This is a genomic window from Herbiconiux sp. VKM Ac-2851 (assembly GCF_013205105.1).
Taxonomy (GTDB): Bacteria; Actinomycetota; Actinomycetes; order Actinomycetales; family Microbacteriaceae; genus Herbiconiux; species Herbiconiux flava.
The window spans coordinates 927223-944823 of record NZ_JABMLJ010000002.1 but is presented as its reverse complement, the minus strand read 5'-3'; the positions used below and the strand labels follow the sequence as shown (position 1 = coordinate 944823).

Sequence of the window (17601 nt, the reverse complement as noted above, 5' to 3'; positions counted from 1 at the left end):
ATCCCCGGGAGTAGCGGGGGCCGTGTCGTACGCGACATTCACCAGTGACCAGCGCATCCATGCACTGACTGGGAAACCGGCCCACCAGACTTACAAACCCAACCGCGGGGAACCCCACGGTGTCCAGAGCCGACCAACCGACACTACACGATCGGCCGACCCCTGTCGAGTGCCACCGCCCGCGCGCGAGCGGCGACCCCTCAGATGTCGGTGACGACCGTGCGCGTCAGCACCGGCGGCGCCGCCAGCAGCGACCCCAGGTCGGACACGCCCTCGGGCGTCGAGCGCCACTCGCGGTACGCGTCGTCGGCCTCCATCGACTCCCACTTCTCGACCACGATGAAGTGCTCGCGGTCGTCGGCATCGACGGTGACCTCGACACCGAGGCTGCCCTCGCGGGCGCGGGTCGCGGCGAGCACCGAGTGCATCACCTCCGGCGCGGAGTCGAGCAGTTCGGGCTTGATGCGCAGGTCGAGCAGCGAGATCACGGTCATGCGCCCACAGTACGCCCGCCCGCCGACACCGCCGCGCCTTGCCCGGTTCGCAAGAACGGCCGATCTTTCCGCCCGGTCGGCCGGAACGGGCATCCGGAACCGGCCAGTGTGACGAAGGTGACCTCGAACGACCGCATCACCCTGCGCTTCCTCGCCGCCCCGCAGGACGCCGCCGCCGACGGCCGCACCGTCGCCGCCGGCCGCGTGCTCGAGTGGATCGACAAGGCCGGCTACGCCTGCGCCGTCGGCTGGAGCGGCGCCTACTGCGTCACCGCCTACGTCGGCAACGTGCACTTCACCCGCCGCGTGCTGCCGGGCGAGCTGATCGAGGCTCGTGCGCGCATCATCCACACGGGTCGCACGAGCATGCAGGTGCTCGTGCAGATCGGCTCGGCGGATGCGCGGAGCCGCCGCTTCACGCCCGCCACCCACTGCCTGCTCGTCTTCGTCGCGGTCGACGCCGCCGGTGTGCCGCAGGAGGTGCCGCCGTGGGTGCCGGCCGACGACGACGAGCGGATGCTCCACGAACGCGCCGCGGAGAGACTCGCCCCGCGCCGTGCCATCCGCGACGCGATGCTCGGCCAGCACTTCACCGACGAGGGCACGACGCCGCGCACGGTCTTCCGCTTCCTCGCGGCGCCGCAGGACGCGAACTTCGGCGGCAACGCCCACGGCGGAACGGTGCTGCGCTGGATCGACGAGGCGGCCTACGCCTGCGCCGCCTCCTGGACGTCGGAGCAGGCGGTCGCGGTGTACTCGGGCGGCATCCACTTCTTCAGCCCGATCAGGATCGGGGACCTCGTGGAGGTGGAGGCGCGGCTGATCCACACCGGCGGGCGGAGCCTGCACATCGCGGTGCACGTGCGGGCGGCGTCGCCGCGCACGCCTCAGGAGCTGCGGCTGACGACGCACTGCATGACGATCTTCGTCGACCTCGGCCCTGACGGGCGCGCCCGCCCGGTCACTGCGCTCCCGGCGCTCTCCGACGAGGACCGCCGGCTCGCGGCCCACGCCGCCGAGCTCACCCGTCTCCGAGCCTCCCTCGAGGCCCTCCCCGTCTGACGCACCCTTCGCAACGCTGAGTCGCGCCGAACGGCGACCATATGGCGCGAGTCGAGCCCACGAGCGACAGTTAGCCGCGACTCGAACGCCGCGGGATCAGCCCAGCTGCGGCACGATCTCACGGGCGATGAAGTCGAGGTGGTCGAGGTCTGCCAGGTCGAGCACCTGCAGGTAGACCCGCGTGACCCCCTCGGCGCGCAGGGCGCCGAGCTTGTCGACGACCTCGGCGGCCGACCCGGCCAGCCCGTTCTCGCGCAGCTCCGCGGGCTCGCGCCCGATCGCCGCGGCCCGTGCCCGGAACGACGCCTCCGACGACCCCGTCGCCACCACGAGCGCCGCCGAGTACACGAGCGAGTCGGGATCGCGCCCGACCGACTCGCACGCCGACCGCACGCCCGCGATGAGCTCCGGCGTGGTGCCCGGGTCGGGGAACGGGATGTTGAACTCCGTCGCGAAGCGGGCCGCGAGCAGCGGCGTGCGCTTCGCCCCCTTGCCGCCGACGATCACGGGCACCGGCGACTGCACCGGCTTCGGCAGCGCGGGCGAGTCCTCGAGCGTGTAATGCGCCCCCGAGAACGAGTAGGTGGAACCGGCCGGCGTCGACCAGAGCCCGGTCACGATCTCGAGCTGCTCCTCGAGCAGGTCGAACCGCTTCGGCGGGAACGGGATGCCGTAGGCCCGGTGCTCCTCGGCGAACCATCCGGTGCCGAGCCCCAGCTCGGCGCGCCCGCCCGACATCGCGTCGACCTGTGCGACCTGGATCGCGAGGATGCCCGGGTACCGGTACGTCACACTCGACACCAGCGTGCCGAGCCGGATGCGGCTGGTCTCGCGGGCGAGCCCGGCGAGCGTCGTCCACGCGTCGGTCGGCCCGTAGCCCGGGTCGCCGTCGCCCATCCGGAGGTAGTGGTCGGAGCGGAAGAAGGCGTCGAAGCCGAGCTCCTCCGTCGCCTTGGCGACGGCCAGGAGCTCGTCGTAGCTCGCGCCCTGCTGCGGTTCGGTGAAGATTCTGAAGTCCACGGAACCAGCCTAGGCGCGCATCCGTCGCTCTGGACCGCTCGGGCAGCCCGCCGCAGCCCAGGTCAGCGCCACCCAGGTCAGCGCCGCCGAGGTCAGCGTCGCCGCGGGCCTGTCGCGCGCAGGGCCCCGAGCAGGCCGGCGACCGCGAACACGAGGGTGGCGCCGAGCACGACCGCGATCGGCAGCGTCCAGGCGCCGGTGGCGTCGTGTACCGCTCCGACGAGGGCCGGCGCCGTCGCGCCGAGCGCGTAGCCGACGCCCTGCACCATCGCCGAGAGCCGTCGCGCGTGGGTGCCGGTCAGCGAGAGCTGCACGACCAGCATGAACACGATCGTGATGCCGCCGCCCTGCGCGACGCCGCCGAGGAAGCCCCAGGCGAGCCACGCCTCCGGGGCCAGCATCAGTCCGAGCGGGAAGGTCACCCAGAGCACCGCCACCCCGATGAAGGTGCGCGGGATGCCCAGCCGCTGTGCGAGCAGAGGAACGCCGAGGGCCCCCACGACGGCCGCGATCTGGAAGATCGACGAGCTGGTGCCCGCGGCGGCGGCCGAGTATCCGACCTCCTGCTGCAGGATGCTCGGGAACCACGCGGTCAGTCCGTAGTACGAGAAGGCCTGCCCGGCAAAGGCCAGCGCGAGCAGCACCGCCGAGAGATTGCGCCAGGTGCGCGGCTCGGCCGGAGCCACCGGGATGCCCCGGGTGTCGACCGCGACCGTGTCGACCGCCCCGGTCTCGACCGCGGGCTTCAGCGGCCCCCACTTCACGGCGGCGCGCGGCCCGACCGCGACCAGCCAGAACACGGCGGCGATGACGACGAAGCCGGTCCAGGCGAGCAGGGCGCCGCGCCAGCCGAACGCCGCCGAGAGCGGCACGGTGGCGAGCGAGGTGATCATCGAACTGACGTTCATGGCCGAGGTGTACGCGCCGGTGACGATGCCCACCCGCGCGGTCGGCACGTCGCGGCGGATGATCACCGGGATCACCACGTTGCCGATCGTGATGAAGGCACCCATGATGATCGTGCCGGTGAAGGTCGCCTCGGCGCCGCCCGCCGAGCGCACGATCGAGCCGATCCCCACGCCGAGGATCGCCACCGTGGTCGCCAGGTTCGCCCCGGCGCGGCCGATGAACATCGACGCGAACGGCGTCACGAGCGCGAAGCAGAGCACCGGCAGGCTGGTCAGCAGCCCGGCCTGGGCCGCGTTCAGCGCGAGGTCGCCGCTGATCTCGGGGGTGATCGGGGCGACGGCCACGATCGGCCCGCGCAGGATGAACCCGATCGCGACGATCCCGGTGACGAGCAGCCAGGGGAAGCCGGAGCGCACTGAACGGGTCATCCCGTCCATGCTACGCGCGGTGCGGCGGCCCGCCCGCCCGGCGTTCCAGAGCAGGGCGAGCGGATGCGCGACAAGGCGCTACGCGGTCACCGCCCGTGCCCGCTGCGGCACGATCCAGCCGATCGTGTCGGGTCGCCGACGCCGGGCGAGGGCCGCCTGCGACAGAGCGAGACTGAGCAGCAGCATGACGACCATGACCACCGCGGCCGAGAGCACGGTGCTCGCCGACCCTCCGGTGAGGATGGCCTGGATGCCCGCCACCGCGTAGCTCAACGGCGTCACGGCGCTGATCGCCTGGAACGGCGGCGAGAGGATCTCGACCGGATAGAGCCCGCCCGTCGAAGCCAGCTGCAGGGCCAGCAGCACGAGCGAGATCACGGATCCGATGCGGCCGAACGCGGTGCTCAGCAGCTGGTGGAAGGCCGTGAAGGCGAGCGCGACCAGTAGCGAGAACCCGAGGGTCGCCGGGAACGACGCCCACTCGACGCCGAGGGCGATGTGGATGAACAGCACCACGATCAGCGTCTGTGCGGCGGCGAGCCCACCGGCGATCGCGAAAGTGCGGCGGGTCAGCCGCCCGGTCGGCACCGAGGACGCCAGCACCTGCCGCGAGAACGGCCGCAGCCAGAGGAACAGGGCGAGCGCGCCGATCCACAGGGCGGTCGGCAGCAGGATGGTCGACACGACCTGCCCGATGCTGTTCACCTGGTTCGCGGTCGACACGTCGACGTCCACGGGCGCCGCGGCGACCTTCGCGGCCGCCTCCGAGTCGCTCGGCGCCTGATCGGTCAGCTGCGTCGCCCCGGTGCTCAGCCCGCTCGACAGCTCCTCGGCGCCGTCGCCCAGCTGGGTCGCCCCGCTCGCGAGCTGCTGCGCACCCGGCACGGTCTGCGCCAGACCGGTGGACAGCTGGCCCACGCCGCTGGCGAGCTCGGCGGCGCCCGGCGCGGTCTGCGCCAGCCCGGCCGAGAGCTGGTTCACCCCGTCGGCGAGGCCCGAGGCGCCGGTCGCGAGGGCCGGGCCGTTGGCCGCGAGGGTGTTCGCACCCGCAGCCGCGTCGTCGATGCCCGAGGCGAGTCCCGGCAGCCCGGCGCCGGTCGCCGCGATGGGGGCGCTCAGCTGGTCGAGGCCGGTGAGCCCCGTCGAGATACCCGCCAGACCCTTGGAGACGTACGCCGGCACGGTCGGATCGGCTTGGACGGCTGTGAGCAGCGCGGCTGCGCCCTCCGCCGAGTCGGTCACCCCGGTGGTGTAGGTGGTGATGAGGGGACCGACCTGGCTGAGACCGTCGGTCTCGGTCGAGAGCGTGGTCAGCCCCTCCGCCAGACCCGACACCCCTCCGGTGAACTGCCCTACCCCCGAGCTGAACTCCGTCGCCCCACTCGCAGCGGTGGCCGCCCCCGTCGACAGCTGCCCGAGCCCGTCCGACAGCTGCGTCGCACCGGTCGCCGCCGAAGCGGCGCCGGTCGAGAGCTGGTTCAGCCCGTCGGCGAGCTGGGTGGCGCCCGTGGCGAGGCCGTCGGCGCCCGTGCCGAGCTGGGAGGCGCCCGAGGCGGCGTCGGAGAGGCTCGTGCCGAGCGTGCCGAAGCTCGTGTAGACGCCGTTCACGACCTGCGCGGTGACGGTCTGGCCGAAGCCGGCCTGCACCGCCGACGCGACGGTCGAGGCCAGGATGCCCGAGAGGTACCCGTGCGAGTCGTCGGTCTGGATGTCGATCAGCCCGGCCTTCGGGTCGGGCGTCGCGAGGGTGTTCAGGGTGGCCGAGAAGTCCTCGGGGATGGTCAGCACCGCGTAGTACGTGCCGTCCTTCAGCCCCTCCTCCGCCTGCTCCGAGTTCGTCAGCTCCCAGCCGAAGCCGCTCTCCCCAGGCCCGGTGAGCTCGGTGACGAGCCCGCGTCCTGCGAAGTTCACCGATTCGGTGCCGTCGGCGGCGGTGGTCGTGACCAGCTTGTCGTTGTTCACGATCGCCGCCGGCACCTGCGTGAGGTTCGTGTCGGCGTTCGAGAGGGCTCCCGCGAACAGTCCGTTGACCGCGAGCGGGGTGAGCGCCACCGCGACGGCCGCGAGCACGATCAGGGCGATGCGGGTGCGCCGCTTGGCGCGCGGCGTGGGGGTGGAGGAGGTCGAGGTGCTCATCGCGAGAGTCCTTTCACGGCCGAGGCCGGGTCCGCGGAGGCGGTGCCGAGGGAGGAGGGGGAGGGGTGTGAGCCCAGGTCGATGCGGCCGAGCATCCGGTCGCCGAGGGCCGTGCCGACACTCGAGGCGTGCGCGGCGGGGGCCGCCGAGAGGCCGAGCAGCAGGGTGGTGCCGGGGTCGGCGATGCCCGCGACGGCGGCCACGAAGGCGGTGCCCGACGGATGCGCGAACTCGCCGTCACCCGCGTCGACGACCACGAGCGGCGCACCGTCGGCCACGCCGAGGGCGACGGTGACCAGCGAGAGCGCGAGCGGCGACAGCTCGCCGAGTGTGCGGTGCACGTCGATCGGCGCCTCGCCGCCGCCGGCCGCCGCGAGCGAGGAGTTGACCCGCCCGACGAGGCGCGAGGCAGCGTGCTTGTCGCGACGGAACCAGGGCGAGCCCAGAGCGAGCCGCTCGTTCAGCGCGTCGCCGACGGTGACGGTGGAGTCGAGCCGGCGCGAGTCGAGGTCGACCAGCGTGACCCGGCGGGCCACGTCGCCGCTCTCGGAGGGCAGGCCGTGGCCGAGCACCTGCAGTCGCCCGACCGACGGCGCGATGCGGCCGGCGATCGCCGCTCCGACGAGGCGCCGGGTCGCGGTGTCGCCGGTGACCACGGCGAGGCTGCCGGCGGGCACCGAGAAGCTGTGCGGCCCGCCCGCGCCGTCGACCACGAGCTCGGAGGCGTCGATGGCCGCCGACTGCTTCGACGCCCAGGACGCCTCGTCGAGGTGCTCGCGCAGGCTCTCCCCCTCGACGTCGACGTTCGGCAGGATGCGGCCGAGCCACCTCGGCAGGTACCAGGCGTGCCGGCCGAGCAGGGTCATCACGGCGGGCACCAGGGTCATGCGCACGAGGAACGCGTCGACGAAGACACCGACGGCGAGCGCCAGGGCGATGGCCTTGATCGGCCCCTCCCCCTCGGGCACGAAGGCGAAGAAGACGAAGAACATGATCAGTGCGGCCGCGGTGACGACGCGCGCGCCGTTCTGGAAGCCGATCCGCACGGCTCGGCGGGCATCCCCCGTCTTGACGAACTCCTCGCGCATGCCCGAGACCAGGAACACCTCGTAGTCCATGGCGAGCCCGAACAGGATGGCCATCAAGAGGATCGGCAGGAAGCTGATGATCGGCCCGGTCGACTCGACGTTCAGCAGATCGGCCGCGAAGCCGTCCTGGAACACCGCGACCGTGACGCCGAACGACGCCCCCACCGTGAGCAGGAAGCCGAGGGCCGCCTTGATCGGCACCGCGATCGATCGGAACACCATGGCCAGCAGGATGATCGACAGCCCGACCACGAGCACCCCGAACGGCAGCAGCGCGTTGGTCAGCTGCGTCGAGACGTCGATCGCGACCGCGGTCTGGCCGCTGACGGTGATCGGCACGTCGTACTGGTCCTCGATCTCGCCCTTCAGGTCGCGCAGCCGCTGCACGAGCTCCTTGGTCTCGGGCGAGTCGGGCGCGGTCGTCGGCACGACCTGGAAGATGGCGGTGTCGAGCGTCTGGTCGGGCAGGCCCTGGCCCACCGAGGCGACGCCGTCGACCGCCTCGAGATCCGAGCGGATGCCCGCGAGGTCGTTCTGGATGTCGGTGGTCTGCGTGATGTCGGCCACCACCACGACGGTGCCGTTGCTGCCCTCGCCGAACTTCTCGGCGATGGTGTCGTAGGCCGTGCGGGTGGTCGAGCCCTCGGGCTGCGAGGCCGCGGTCGGCAGGTTGAGGTCGAGGCTCGCGGCCGGGATCGACGCGGCCCCGAGCAGCCCTACGACGAGCACGATGAACACGATCGGCGCCTTCATCACGAGGGCCACCCAGCGCCCGCCGAGCGAGGGCTTGGCGCGCTTTGTCGCCGGTGCCGCCGCCGGGGCGTCGCCCGAGCTGTTCGAGACGGGGGCTCCGGATGCGCGTCCCTCCGCATCCTCGTGGCCGTGCTCGTTGGCGGCGATCGCCCGCCGGGCCGCTCTCGACCCGGCCTTGGGCACGAGCTTGCCGCGGGCGATCCCCATGATCGCCGGCAGCAGGGTCATGGCGATGCAGACCGCCGCGAGCACGGCGAACGCGGCGGCGACGCCCATCACCGACAGGAACGGGATGCCGACGACCAGCAGGCCGAGCAGCGCGATGATGACGGTCAGGCCGGCGAACACGACGGCGGCGCCGGCGGTGGCGACCGAGCGCGCGGCCGACTCCTCCGGATCCATCCCGAGCGCGAGCTGCGTCCGGTGCCGGGACAGGATGAACAGGGCGTAGTCGATGCCGACCGCCAGGCCGATCATCACCGCCAGCGTCGGTGCGGTGCTCGAGACGGTGGTGAAGGCGGCGGCCAGCGTGATGCCGCCCATGGCGACGCCCACGCCGATCAGGGCCGACAGCAGTGGCAGGCCCGCCGTCAGCAGTGAGCCGAAGGTGACGAGCAGCACGACGAAGGCGAACACGACACCGAACACCTCGGTGATGGTGAGGCCGAACCCGGTCGACTGGAACACCTCGCCGGTGTACGAGACGGTCAGGCCCTCGTCGACGAGCTTCTGCCCGGCATCCTCGAGCGCGTCGAGCGAGGAGTCCTTCACGTCGGTCGCGGGTCCGTCGAACTGCACCTTGATCAGGGCGGTCGTGCCGTCCTCGGAGATCGCGTCGGTGGCGTACTCGGAGTACGGCGAGACGACGCTCGCGACCTGGTCGAGGTCGGTGATGCCGTCGGCGACGTCGGAGATCTCCTGCTTCACCGGGTCGTCGTTCACGTTCTGCCCGTCGGGGGCGGAGACGACCATCGTCGCGCCCGCGCCCGCCGCCTGGGGGAAGAGGGTGTCGAGCTTGTCGATCGCCTGCTGCGACTCGGTGCCCGGGATGGTGAAGCTCTCCTGGGTCTGGCCGCCGAGGGCGAGGCCGCCGCCGAGGATCGCGCCGAGCACGAGCACCCAGCCGATCACGACGTACCAGGCGCGACGGTAGGCGAAGCGGCCGATGCGGTAGAGCAGTGTTGCCACGGGAGGGCTCCTCGGGTCAGCGGGTCGGTGATGAAGCGGTGCGGCGGGTGCAGCAGGTGTGGTCAGCGGGACAGCGGGGTGATGAGCTCGGTAACGACGTCGATGAGGGCCTCCCTGACCTCGGCGACGTCTTCGATCTCGGCGACGCTCGGTCGCGAGGCGACCATCACGTACGCGGCTCCGGCGAGGGCGACACCCAGACGGATGCGCTGCGCCGGGGTGGGCAGACCGACCATGAACGACTCGCCGATGCGGTCGATCAGGCCGCGGGCCTCGTCGATCACCACGATGTCGGACAGGGTCTGACCCTGGTTGATGATGATGTGCGCCGCGAGGCGGTGCTCGAGCAGCAGGTCGATGAACTCGGTGACGAAGCCGTCGCGGCGGTCGTCGGCCATCAGCTTCTCGACGATGGAGTCGAGGAACAGCGAGAGCTGCTCGACGGCAGGCCGGAGGGCGGCGTCGAAGAGCGACTCCTTCGAGCCGAAGTGGTAGAGCACGCTCGACTTCGAGTAGCCCGCCGCGTCGGCGATCTGCTGCAGGCTCGTGCCGGCATAGCCGTTCTCGGCGAACATCTGCAGGGCGATGCCGCGCAGCTCGGCGCCGACGTCGTTCTGGACGCGGGCGATGGGCTGGATGGGCATGACCTCGAGAGTATCCTGACCGATCGGTCAGTGCCTGCACGATCGGTCAGATTGGCGGTGTCCTTCCAGCTTCGTCCCCGCGCCCCGATACCGGAGGGCCTTGACAGCACTAGCGTCATGCCATGAGCAACGAGCGATTCGCCGACGAGCAGGCGGGGTACCACAAGACGCTGAAGCCGCGGCAGCTCCAGATGATCGCCATCGGCGGCGCGATCGGCACGGGGCTCTTCCTCGGAGCGGGCGGCCGCCTGCACGAGGCCGGGCCGCTGCTGGTGATCGACTACGCCGTCTGCGGCTTCTTCGCCTTCCTCATCCTCCGGGCTCTCGGGGAGCTGGTGCTGCACCGGCCGTCGTCGGGCTCGTTCGTCAGCTACGCCCGCGAGTTCTACGGTGAGAAGGCCGCCTACGTCTCGGGCTGGCTGTACTTCCTGAACTGGGCGATGACGGCGATCGTCGATTCAACGGCCGTCGCCGTGTACGTGCAGTACTGGAGCCTGTTCACCGACGTGCCGCAGTGGCTGCTGGCGCTGATCGCGCTCGCGATCGTGCTCGGCGCGAACATGATCTCGGTGAAGGTCTTCGGCGAGATGGAGTTCTGGTTCGCGCTGTTCAAGGTCACGGCGCTCGTGGCGTTCCTGATCATCGGCGTCGTGTTCCTCGCCTTCGCGTTCCCGACCGATCAGGGCATCACGGGCATCCCGATGATCGCGGCCGAGGGCGGACTGTTCCCCGACGGCATCAACACCCTCGTGGTGGCGGTCGTGATGATCCAGGGCGTCGTGTTCGCCTACGCGGGCGTGGAGCTCGTCGGCACCGCCGCCGGCGAGACCGCGAACCCCGAGAAGATCATGCCCCGCGCCATCAACAGCGTCGTCTTCCGCATCGCGGTGTTCTACTGCGGTTCGGTGCTGCTGCTCGCGCTGCTCCTGCCCGCCGCGAGCTACTCGGCCACCGAGAGCCCGTTCGTCACCTTCTTCTCCAGCATCGGCAATCCGACGGTGGCCGCGATCGCCGGATCGGCGATGAACTTCGTGGTGCTCACGGCGGCCCTGTCGAGCCTGAACGCGGGCCTGTACTCGACCGGGCGCATCCTGCACTCGATGTCGACGGCGGGTGCCGCCCCGAAGTTCACCGGCCGGATCAGCAAGCGCGGGGTGCCGTTCGGCGGCATCCTGCTCACCTCGGCCGTCGCGCTGCTCGGCGTCGGCCTCAACTTCGTGGTGCCGGCGCAGGCCTTCGAGATCGTGCTGAACGTCTCGGCGCTCGGCATCGTGTCGAGCTGGGGCACCATCGTGCTCTGCCAGATGAAGTTCAAGAAGCTGGCCGATCAGGGCCTGTACACGCGCCCGAAGTTCCGGCTGTTCGGGGCGCCGTTCACCTCGTACCTGACGCTGGTGTTCCTCGTCGCGGTGCTCGTGCTGATGGCGTTCGACTACCCGGCCGGCACCTTCACGATCGCCTCATTGGTGATCATCGTCCCGCTGCTGATAGTGGGCTGGTACGTCTACCGCGACCGCATCCTGGCCATCGCGAAGGAGCGCGACGGGTACACCGGCGCCTACCCGACGGTGGCGAACCGCCCGAACGAGTGAGGCGCCGGCCCGGCTCGGTCAGGCGCGGTCAGACGCGGTCAGACGTGGTCGCGCCAGGAGTGCTTCGGCTCGAACCAGAGCATGCGCCGCGCCTTGTCGATGCCGAGCAGCGTCTCGGTGCCGGTCACCTCGCGACTGAACGGCACCTCGGGGAAGAAGCGCGCCGCGAGCTCGGCCGAGGGCGTCGTCATGACGGTGTCGGCGGCGGCGATGATGAAGGCCTCGAAGCCGGTGAGGGTGCTCTCCAGCGCGAGCCGCACAGCCTGCGCGCCGTCGCGGGCGTCGATGTAGCCCCAGGAGTTCCAGGAGCGGCTCTCGGGTGCCTGCTCGAAGGCGGGGAAGGCGGCATAGTCCTCGACGTCCATGACGTTCGAGAAGCGCAGGCCGATCAGCTTGAGGTTCGGGTTCCAGCGCGTGAAGTGCCGAGCCATCTCCTCCTCGACGGCCTTGCCGAGGGAGTAGGTCGTCGACGGGCGTACCGGGTACTCCTCGTCGACCGGGAAGGAGGGCGGCGGGTTCTCCAGGAACGGCAGGCCGAGCACGGTCTCGCTCGAGGCCCAGACGACGTTGTCGATCCCCGCGGCCTTCGCGGCGGCGAAGACGTTGTAGCTCGCCGGCACGTTGTTGGCGAAGATCGCCGAGTTGGGCCGGAGCCCGGGCGCCGGGATCGCGGCGAGGTGCACGAGCGCATCCACCCCGTCATAGCGGTCGTCGACGCTCGTGAGGCACTGCAGCACCTGGCCGTAGTCGGTCAGGTCGGTCTGCACGAACAGGGCCCGCGCATCCGACCCCGGCCGCTGGTCGAGGTTCACGACCTCGTAGCCGCTGTCGAGCAGGTGCGTGACGACCGCGCGGCCCAGCTTCCCGCTTCCTCCGGTGACGACGACTCGGGTCATGTTCTCTCCTTCGTGAGCAGGCGGATGCCGGTTCCAACCCTAAGCTGACCGCATGGCCGTCGTCGCATCCGTCTTCCTCGTTCTCGCGGGGCTCATCCACGTCTACATCTTCGTTCTGGAGAGCCTCCGCTGGCGGCACCCGGCCACCTGGAAGATCTTCGGCCTCGCCTCGCAGGCCGACGCCGACACCACCGCACCGCTGGCCTACAACCAGGGCTTCTACAACCTCTTCCTCGCGGTCGGCGTCGTGCTCGGCGTCATCATGTACTGGGCGGGCGCGGTGCCGGCGGGTGCGGCGATCGCGCTCTTCGCCGGGCTCTCGATGGTGCTGGCGGCCGCAGTGCTCATCTCCACCGGCCGCCGCAACCTGCGGCCCGCGAGCATCCAGGGCATCGCGCCCCTCATCGGTGTCGTGACCCTCATCATCGCCCTGGTGGCCTAGCCCTACCTCTCCGACCCAGCCACGCCCATCTCGGGCAAGCGGGCTAGGCGGCGGGTCGCTGGATCGTGCGTCGACGGGTGGTCGGGATCGGCTTCTGCTCCGTGTCGACCCACCTCGGCGGAATCAGATGAGGCACACCCTCGTGCATGGTCAATTTCCACGGTGATTTGTGCAGGTGGGAATGATGGAAGTGGCAGAGAAGGACGCCGTTGTCGATGTCGGTTCTTCCCGGCGGATGATCGTCCGACACCCATTCGTTCGCGTGATGTGTCTCGCAGAACGAGGGCGGTCGGTCGCAACTGGGCCACACGCATCCACCGTCGCGGGCGGCTAGTGCCCGGTTCTGCGCCGCGGTGAAGAGGCGCTTGGCTTTGCCGTGGTAGAGCACTTCGCCCTTGTCACCGAAGAGCGTCGCCGCGACCGGCGATGAGCACCGCAGCTGCGCCACGGTGGAGGCGGGAACGGGTTCGTCGAGACCGTCGATCCACCCGACACCCCGCCCCGCCAAGAGGTCATCGAGGGTCATGTGCACATTCACGGTGGTTGCTCCGTTGATGCGGGGCATGTCGTCGGCGCCGGCCGCGCGGGCAATCAGCTCTGTGACGGTGTCGGCGTTCTTCTGCGCCTGAGCGGCCATCAGCGATCACGTACTCGTCACCGTCGACGAAACGCGGCCACGTCACACGTGGGCTCTGCATCGCCCGGATGGTCGACAGCCACACTCCACCCTGCTCCGGGGTGAGCGCGAACTTACCGCGGTACATCCCATCCGACGATTGCGCGATCGTCAGTGATCGCTGCATCTGCAGCACCTCGTCGCGCGGTTCGGCCCCATCAGGGTCGAGCACTTCGCGCAGATGGATCGCAGCCCGAAACGTCTCATCCGCGGTCAGCCGGCACGAGAGGGTCTGATCGACGAGGGTCTCCTCGGCGAGGGCCACGACGTCGGCCGAGCATCCACGGTCGGCGAGCACCCCACACTGCTTCACGATCGTGGTCGCCGCCTCCACCCCGAGCGCACCCCGATCGAGCACGCGGGCCACGACCGGGAACGGCGCAGGCCCCTCGCCCCCACCCAGCAGTACCGCGCCCCGCAGCGTGCGCCCAAGCTTGAGCCGCGCCTTGCCCGCCCGACGACCTCGTAGGCCGTCATCAATTCGAGCAGCTCGTCAACGACCAGACCGGCCTCGACCGCCACGGAATCGCGGCACAGCTCGGCGGCGATCTCGTGGCGACCTACGGTTTGCGCGACCGGCTGCGGTTCGCGAGCCGCTGCTGCAGCATGACCGCCGCCACGATGATCGCGCCCTTCGCGATGGCCTGCACCGATGTCGACAGGTTGTTCTGCGTGAACACGTTGGTCAGCGTCGAGAAGATCAGCACACCGAGCACCGTGCCCATGATCGTGCCGCGACCGCCTACGAGCAGCGTGCCGCCGACGACGACCGCCGCGATGGCGTCGAGCTCGTAGAGCGTTCCGTGCGTCGAGGTGCCCGCCGTCGTGCGGGCCAGCATCATCACGGCCGCGATGCCGGCGGTCAGCCCGGCCAGCACGTAGACGTACATGATGTGGCGCTTCACCTTGATGCCCGCGAGCCGCGCGGCCTCGAGGTTGCCACCGATGGCGACCGTGCGACGGCCGAAGGTCGTGCGGTTCAGCAGGAACCAGCCGGCGATCACGACGATCACGAAGATCCAGATCAGGATCGGCACCCCGATCAGGTCGCCGCGCATCGCCGAGAGGAAGCCCTGCTCCTTCACGATCTGCGTCGTGCGGTTGGCCAGCACCTCCGCGAGACCGCGGGCGGCGACGAGCATCGCGAGGGTGGCGATGAACGCCACCACGTTCCCGTAGGCGATCACGATCCCGTTGATCAGCCCCGCCCCGGCACCCACGGCGAGCGCCACGATCACCATCACGATCCAGCTGGTCGAGCTCGCGAAGTCCTGCACCCACGACAGCGTCGCGACCACGGTGGCGAGCCCCATCACCGAGCCCACCGATAGGTCGATGCCGCCCGCCGTGATCACGAAGGTCATGCCGATGCTAATCACCCCGATGATCGAGGCGAAGCGGATGATCGTCAGCACGTTCTCGAAGCTGGCGAAGCGGTCGCCCGCGGTGATGGTGCCCACCACGAACAGCGCCAGCAGCGCGATGACGAGGCCGAGGCTGCGCCCGGCCGACCCCCCGAGCATCCGCCCGATCGCACTCGGGGTCTTGTCGGTGGGCGTCTGGCCGCCCGTGGGCGGCGGCCCGGCGAGGGTGGCGGCGGAGTTCTGCTCGCTCATGCGGCGGTTCCTTTCATCACGAGATCGAGAACGCCGTGCTCGTCGATGTCGTCGGCTCGGCTGGTGTGGATGACGCGGCCCTCGGCCACGACGAGCACCCGGTCGGAGAGACCGAGCACCTCGTCGATCTCGCTGGAGATGACGACGATGGCGGTGCCCTTCTCCGCCAGGCGGCGGATCAGTGCGTAGATCTCGGCGCGCGCTCCCACATCGACGCCCCGGGTGGGCTCGTCGAGCAGCAGGATGCGCGTGCCGTGCACGAGCCAGCGGGCGAGCAGCAGCTTCTGCTGGTTGCCGCCCGAGAGCGTTCGTGCGGGACGGTCGGGGTCGGCGGGCCGCAGCTCGAGCGCGTCGAGCTGCTCCCGCGCGACCCGGCGCTCGGCCCGCTCGTCGAGGAAGCCGAGCTTGGCCCAGCGGGTGAAGCTCGCGAGGGTGACGTTGCGGTACACGGGCTCGTCGAGGATGAGCCCCTGGCTCTTGCGCTCCTCGGGCGAGAGCCCCATGCCCGCGTGCACCCCGGCCCGCACGGAGCCGGCGGGCAGCCGCCGCCCGTCGACCTCGACCGTGCCGGCGGTCGCCTTGCGCGCCCCGTACAGCGTCTCGACGATCTCGGAACGGCCCGAGCCGACCAGGCCGGCGAGCCCCACTATCTCGCCGGCCCGCACCTCGAAGCTCACGTCGGAGAAGACCCCCGCGAGCCCGAGCCCCTGCACCGACAGCACCACCGGCGCCTCGGCGGGCACCCCGGGCGCCGGCGGGAAGACGTTCTCGACGGTGCGGCCGGTCATCAGCGTGATCAGCTCGGCGGTCGGCGTGGTCGCCACCGGCAGCGACGTGGCCATCGTGCGCCCGTCCTTGATCACCGTGATGCGGTCGCCGATCTCGCGGATCTCCTCGAGCCGGTGCGAGATGTAGATCACGGCGATTCCGGCGGCGGTCAGCTCCCGCACCACCCGGAAGAGGTTCTTCACCTCCTCGGAGTCGAGCACGGCCGAGGGCTCGTCCATCACGATCAGCTTGGCGTCGTGGCTGAGCGCCCGGGCCATGCTCACGATCTGCTTGTTCGCAGCCGAGAGCGAGCCGACCTCGCGCGAGGGCGAGATCTGCGGATGCCCGAGCCGCGCCATCAGGGCGGCGGCCTCCTTCGCGCTCCGCCGCCGCTCCGTCACCCCGGCCCGGGCGTGCTCGTGGCCGAGGAAGATGTTCTCGGCCACGGTCAGGCCGTCGACGACGTCGAGCTCCTGGTACATCGTCGCGATGCCGAGCTGGATGGCGGCGACCGGGTCGGCGATCGACACCGGCTCCCCGTTCCAGCGGATCTCGCCCGAGTCGGGCTGGTTCACGCCCGAGAGGGTCTTGATGAGCGTGGACTTGCCCGCGCCGTTCTGCCCGAGCACGCAGTGCACCTCGCCGGGAAGCACCGTCAGCTCCACGCCGTCGAGGGCGCGGACGCCCGCGAAGGCCTTGGTCAACGCCCTCACCTCGAGTAATGACGTTTTATGGTCGACTTTGATCACTTCATCAACATAACTGCTACTGTGTGGATCGTCAATGACGACCGCCCAGGAGGCAGACATGCAATCAACACAGAGACTGTGGCCGCGGATCGCGATCGCGTCGGGGGCCTCCCTCGCCGTGATCGGACTGCTCACCGGCTGCACCGCCGGCACCCCCGACTCCGGTGGAGCGGCCGAACCGGCCGCCGACACCACGGTGGAGGACAACGCGGCCACGGGTGACACGATCACCATCGGCTTCTCCGGCCCCGCCGCCGACCACGGCTGGCTCGGCGCCATCAACACCGCCGCCATCGCCGAGGCCGAGAAGTACTCCGACGTCGACCTCGTCGTCGCGGAGGGCACCAACGACGCGAACCTGCAGATCAGCCAGGTCGAGACCTTCATCAACGACAAGGTCGACGCGATCGTGCTGCTGCCGACCGACGGCGCCGCCCTGACCGACGTCGCGATCAAGGCGATGAACGCGGGCATCCCCGTCATCAACGTCGACCGCGAGTTCTCCAGCACCTTCGCCGCCCGCACCACGGTGCTCGGCGACAACTACGGCATGGGCGTCAGTGCCGGCACCTACATCTGCGAGCAGCTCGACGGCAAGAAGGATGCGGTGGTCGCCGAGATCGCCGGCATCGACAGCCTGCCGCTGACGCAGGAGCGCAGCAAGGGCTTCGCCGACGCACTCGACGACTGCGGTCTCGACGTGTCCAACCGCGTCGCCGCCGACTTCACCGTGCAGGGCGGAGAGGCCGCGGCCTCCCAGCTGCTCTCGGCCGCTCCGAAGATCGACGCCATCTGGAACCACGACGACGACCAGGGCGTCGGCGTGCTCGCCGCGATCGACGCGGCCGGCCGCGACGAGTTCTTCATGGTCGGCGGCGCCGGCTCGGCGAACGTGATGCGCTCGATCCAGGCCGACGACACGGTGCTGAAGGCCACGGTCATCTACCCGTCGACGCAGGCCGCCGACGGCATCGCACTGGCCCGTCTGGTCGTGCAGGAGAAGGGCATGAGCGACCTCGTCGAGTCCTCCGTCCCCCGCAAGATCCAGCTGTACGCACCGGTGGTGACCAAGGAGAACGTCGAGGTCTACCTGCCCAGCGCGTTCGAGTCGTAGGAGCGGGCGCCGTGACGGGATCCTCT

At 70.5% G+C, this 17601-nt stretch carries 15 protein-coding genes; 4 read left to right on the top strand and 11 right to left on the bottom strand.

Translation table 11 applies throughout. From position 1 onward, the window contains the following. Nucleotides 1-200 precede the first annotated feature (200 nt). Nucleotides 201-494 carry a putative quinol monooxygenase gene (locus HQQ85_RS11070; protein ID WP_173182536.1) on the bottom strand — a complete coding sequence of 98 codons (294 nt, stop codon included), beginning with the start codon at nt 492-494 and terminating at the stop codon, nt 201-203. A 117-nt stretch (nt 495-611) separates the two neighbouring features. Here HQQ85_RS11070 and HQQ85_RS11065 point away from each other — a divergent pair, with 117 nt between their 5' ends. After that, entirely contained in the window at nt 612-1556 is a 945-nt protein-coding gene (locus tag HQQ85_RS11065) for an acyl-CoA thioesterase (protein WP_173182535.1), read from the top strand. Nucleotides 1557-1652: 96 nt separating this feature from the next. Here the strand turns inward: HQQ85_RS11065 and HQQ85_RS11060 are convergent, their stop codons facing one another. The 5 genes from HQQ85_RS11060 to HQQ85_RS11040 form a co-directional block, all read right to left on the bottom strand. Continuing rightward, nucleotides 1653-2576 (bottom strand): LLM class F420-dependent oxidoreductase, encoded by a 924-nt coding sequence (locus HQQ85_RS11060; protein WP_173182534.1) that lies wholly within the window; start codon nt 2574-2576, stop codon nt 1653-1655. A gap of 92 nt (nt 2577-2668) precedes the next feature. After that, the gene (locus tag HQQ85_RS11055; RefSeq protein ID WP_173182533.1) at nt 2669-3913 is read right to left on the bottom strand and encodes a CynX/NimT family MFS transporter; all 1245 of its coding nucleotides are present in this window, start codon (nt 3911-3913) and stop codon (nt 2669-2671) included. A gap of 78 nt (nt 3914-3991) precedes the next feature. After that, complete coding sequence (locus HQQ85_RS11050; RefSeq protein ID WP_173182532.1) at nt 3992-6049, bottom strand: YhgE/Pip domain-containing protein; 2058 nt, start codon at nt 6047-6049, stop codon at nt 3992-3994. After that, the gene (locus HQQ85_RS11045; protein WP_173182531.1) at nt 6046-9078 is read right to left on the bottom strand and encodes an MMPL family transporter; all 3033 of its coding nucleotides are present in this window, start codon (nt 9076-9078) and stop codon (nt 6046-6048) included. Before HQQ85_RS11045 ends, HQQ85_RS11050 begins: the two co-directional genes overlap by 4 nt. A gap of 62 nt (nt 9079-9140) precedes the next feature. After that, nucleotides 9141-9722: a TetR/AcrR family transcriptional regulator gene (locus tag HQQ85_RS11040; RefSeq protein ID WP_173182530.1), complete on the bottom strand. Its 582-nt coding sequence runs from the start codon at nt 9720-9722 to the stop codon at nt 9141-9143. Between the two features lie 122 nt (nt 9723-9844). Between HQQ85_RS11040 and HQQ85_RS11035 the strand changes: the two genes are divergently transcribed. Then, nucleotides 9845-11314, top strand: a complete 1470-nt coding sequence (locus tag HQQ85_RS11035; protein WP_173182529.1) for an amino acid permease — start codon at nt 9845-9847, stop codon at nt 11312-11314. Nucleotides 11315-11352: 38 nt separating this feature from the next. Here the strand turns inward: HQQ85_RS11035 and HQQ85_RS11030 are convergent, their stop codons facing one another. After that, nucleotides 11353-12210, bottom strand: a complete 858-nt coding sequence (locus HQQ85_RS11030; RefSeq protein WP_173182528.1) for an NAD(P)-dependent oxidoreductase — start codon at nt 12208-12210, stop codon at nt 11353-11355. A gap of 52 nt (nt 12211-12262) precedes the next feature. Here HQQ85_RS11030 and HQQ85_RS11025 point away from each other — a divergent pair, with 52 nt between their 5' ends. Beyond that, complete coding sequence (locus tag HQQ85_RS11025; RefSeq protein ID WP_173182527.1) at nt 12263-12652, top strand: DUF1304 domain-containing protein; 390 nt, start codon at nt 12263-12265, stop codon at nt 12650-12652. 43 nt (nt 12653-12695) lie between these two features. Here HQQ85_RS11025 and HQQ85_RS11020 read toward each other — a convergent pair whose 3' ends face one another. The 4 genes from HQQ85_RS11020 to HQQ85_RS11005 form a co-directional block, all read right to left on the bottom strand. Next, on the bottom strand, nt 12696-13244 hold the full coding sequence (locus HQQ85_RS11020) for a DUF222 domain-containing protein (protein WP_371741888.1): 549 nt from the start codon (nt 13242-13244) through the stop codon (nt 12696-12698). Further along, nucleotides 13165-13809, bottom strand: coding sequence for a DUF222 domain-containing protein (locus HQQ85_RS11015; protein ID WP_173182932.1), 645 nt, complete (start codon nt 13807-13809; stop codon nt 13165-13167). The genes HQQ85_RS11020 and HQQ85_RS11015 overlap by 80 nt, the downstream gene beginning before the upstream one ends. Before the next feature lie 79 nt (nt 13810-13888). Beyond that, a complete protein-coding gene (locus HQQ85_RS11010; protein ID WP_173182526.1) occupies nt 13889-14944 on the bottom strand; it encodes an ABC transporter permease in 1056 nt (351 codons plus the stop codon). Next, a complete protein-coding gene (locus HQQ85_RS11005) occupies nt 14941-16416 on the bottom strand; it encodes a sugar ABC transporter ATP-binding protein (RefSeq protein WP_254069312.1) in 1476 nt (491 codons plus the stop codon). Before HQQ85_RS11005 ends, HQQ85_RS11010 begins: the two co-directional genes overlap by 4 nt. 103 nt (nt 16417-16519) lie before the next feature. Between HQQ85_RS11005 and HQQ85_RS11000 the strand changes: the two genes are divergently transcribed. Beyond that, nucleotides 16520-17575, top strand: coding sequence for a substrate-binding domain-containing protein (locus tag HQQ85_RS11000; protein ID WP_173182524.1), 1056 nt, complete (start codon nt 16520-16522; stop codon nt 17573-17575). Nucleotides 17576-17601 lie beyond the last annotated feature (26 nt).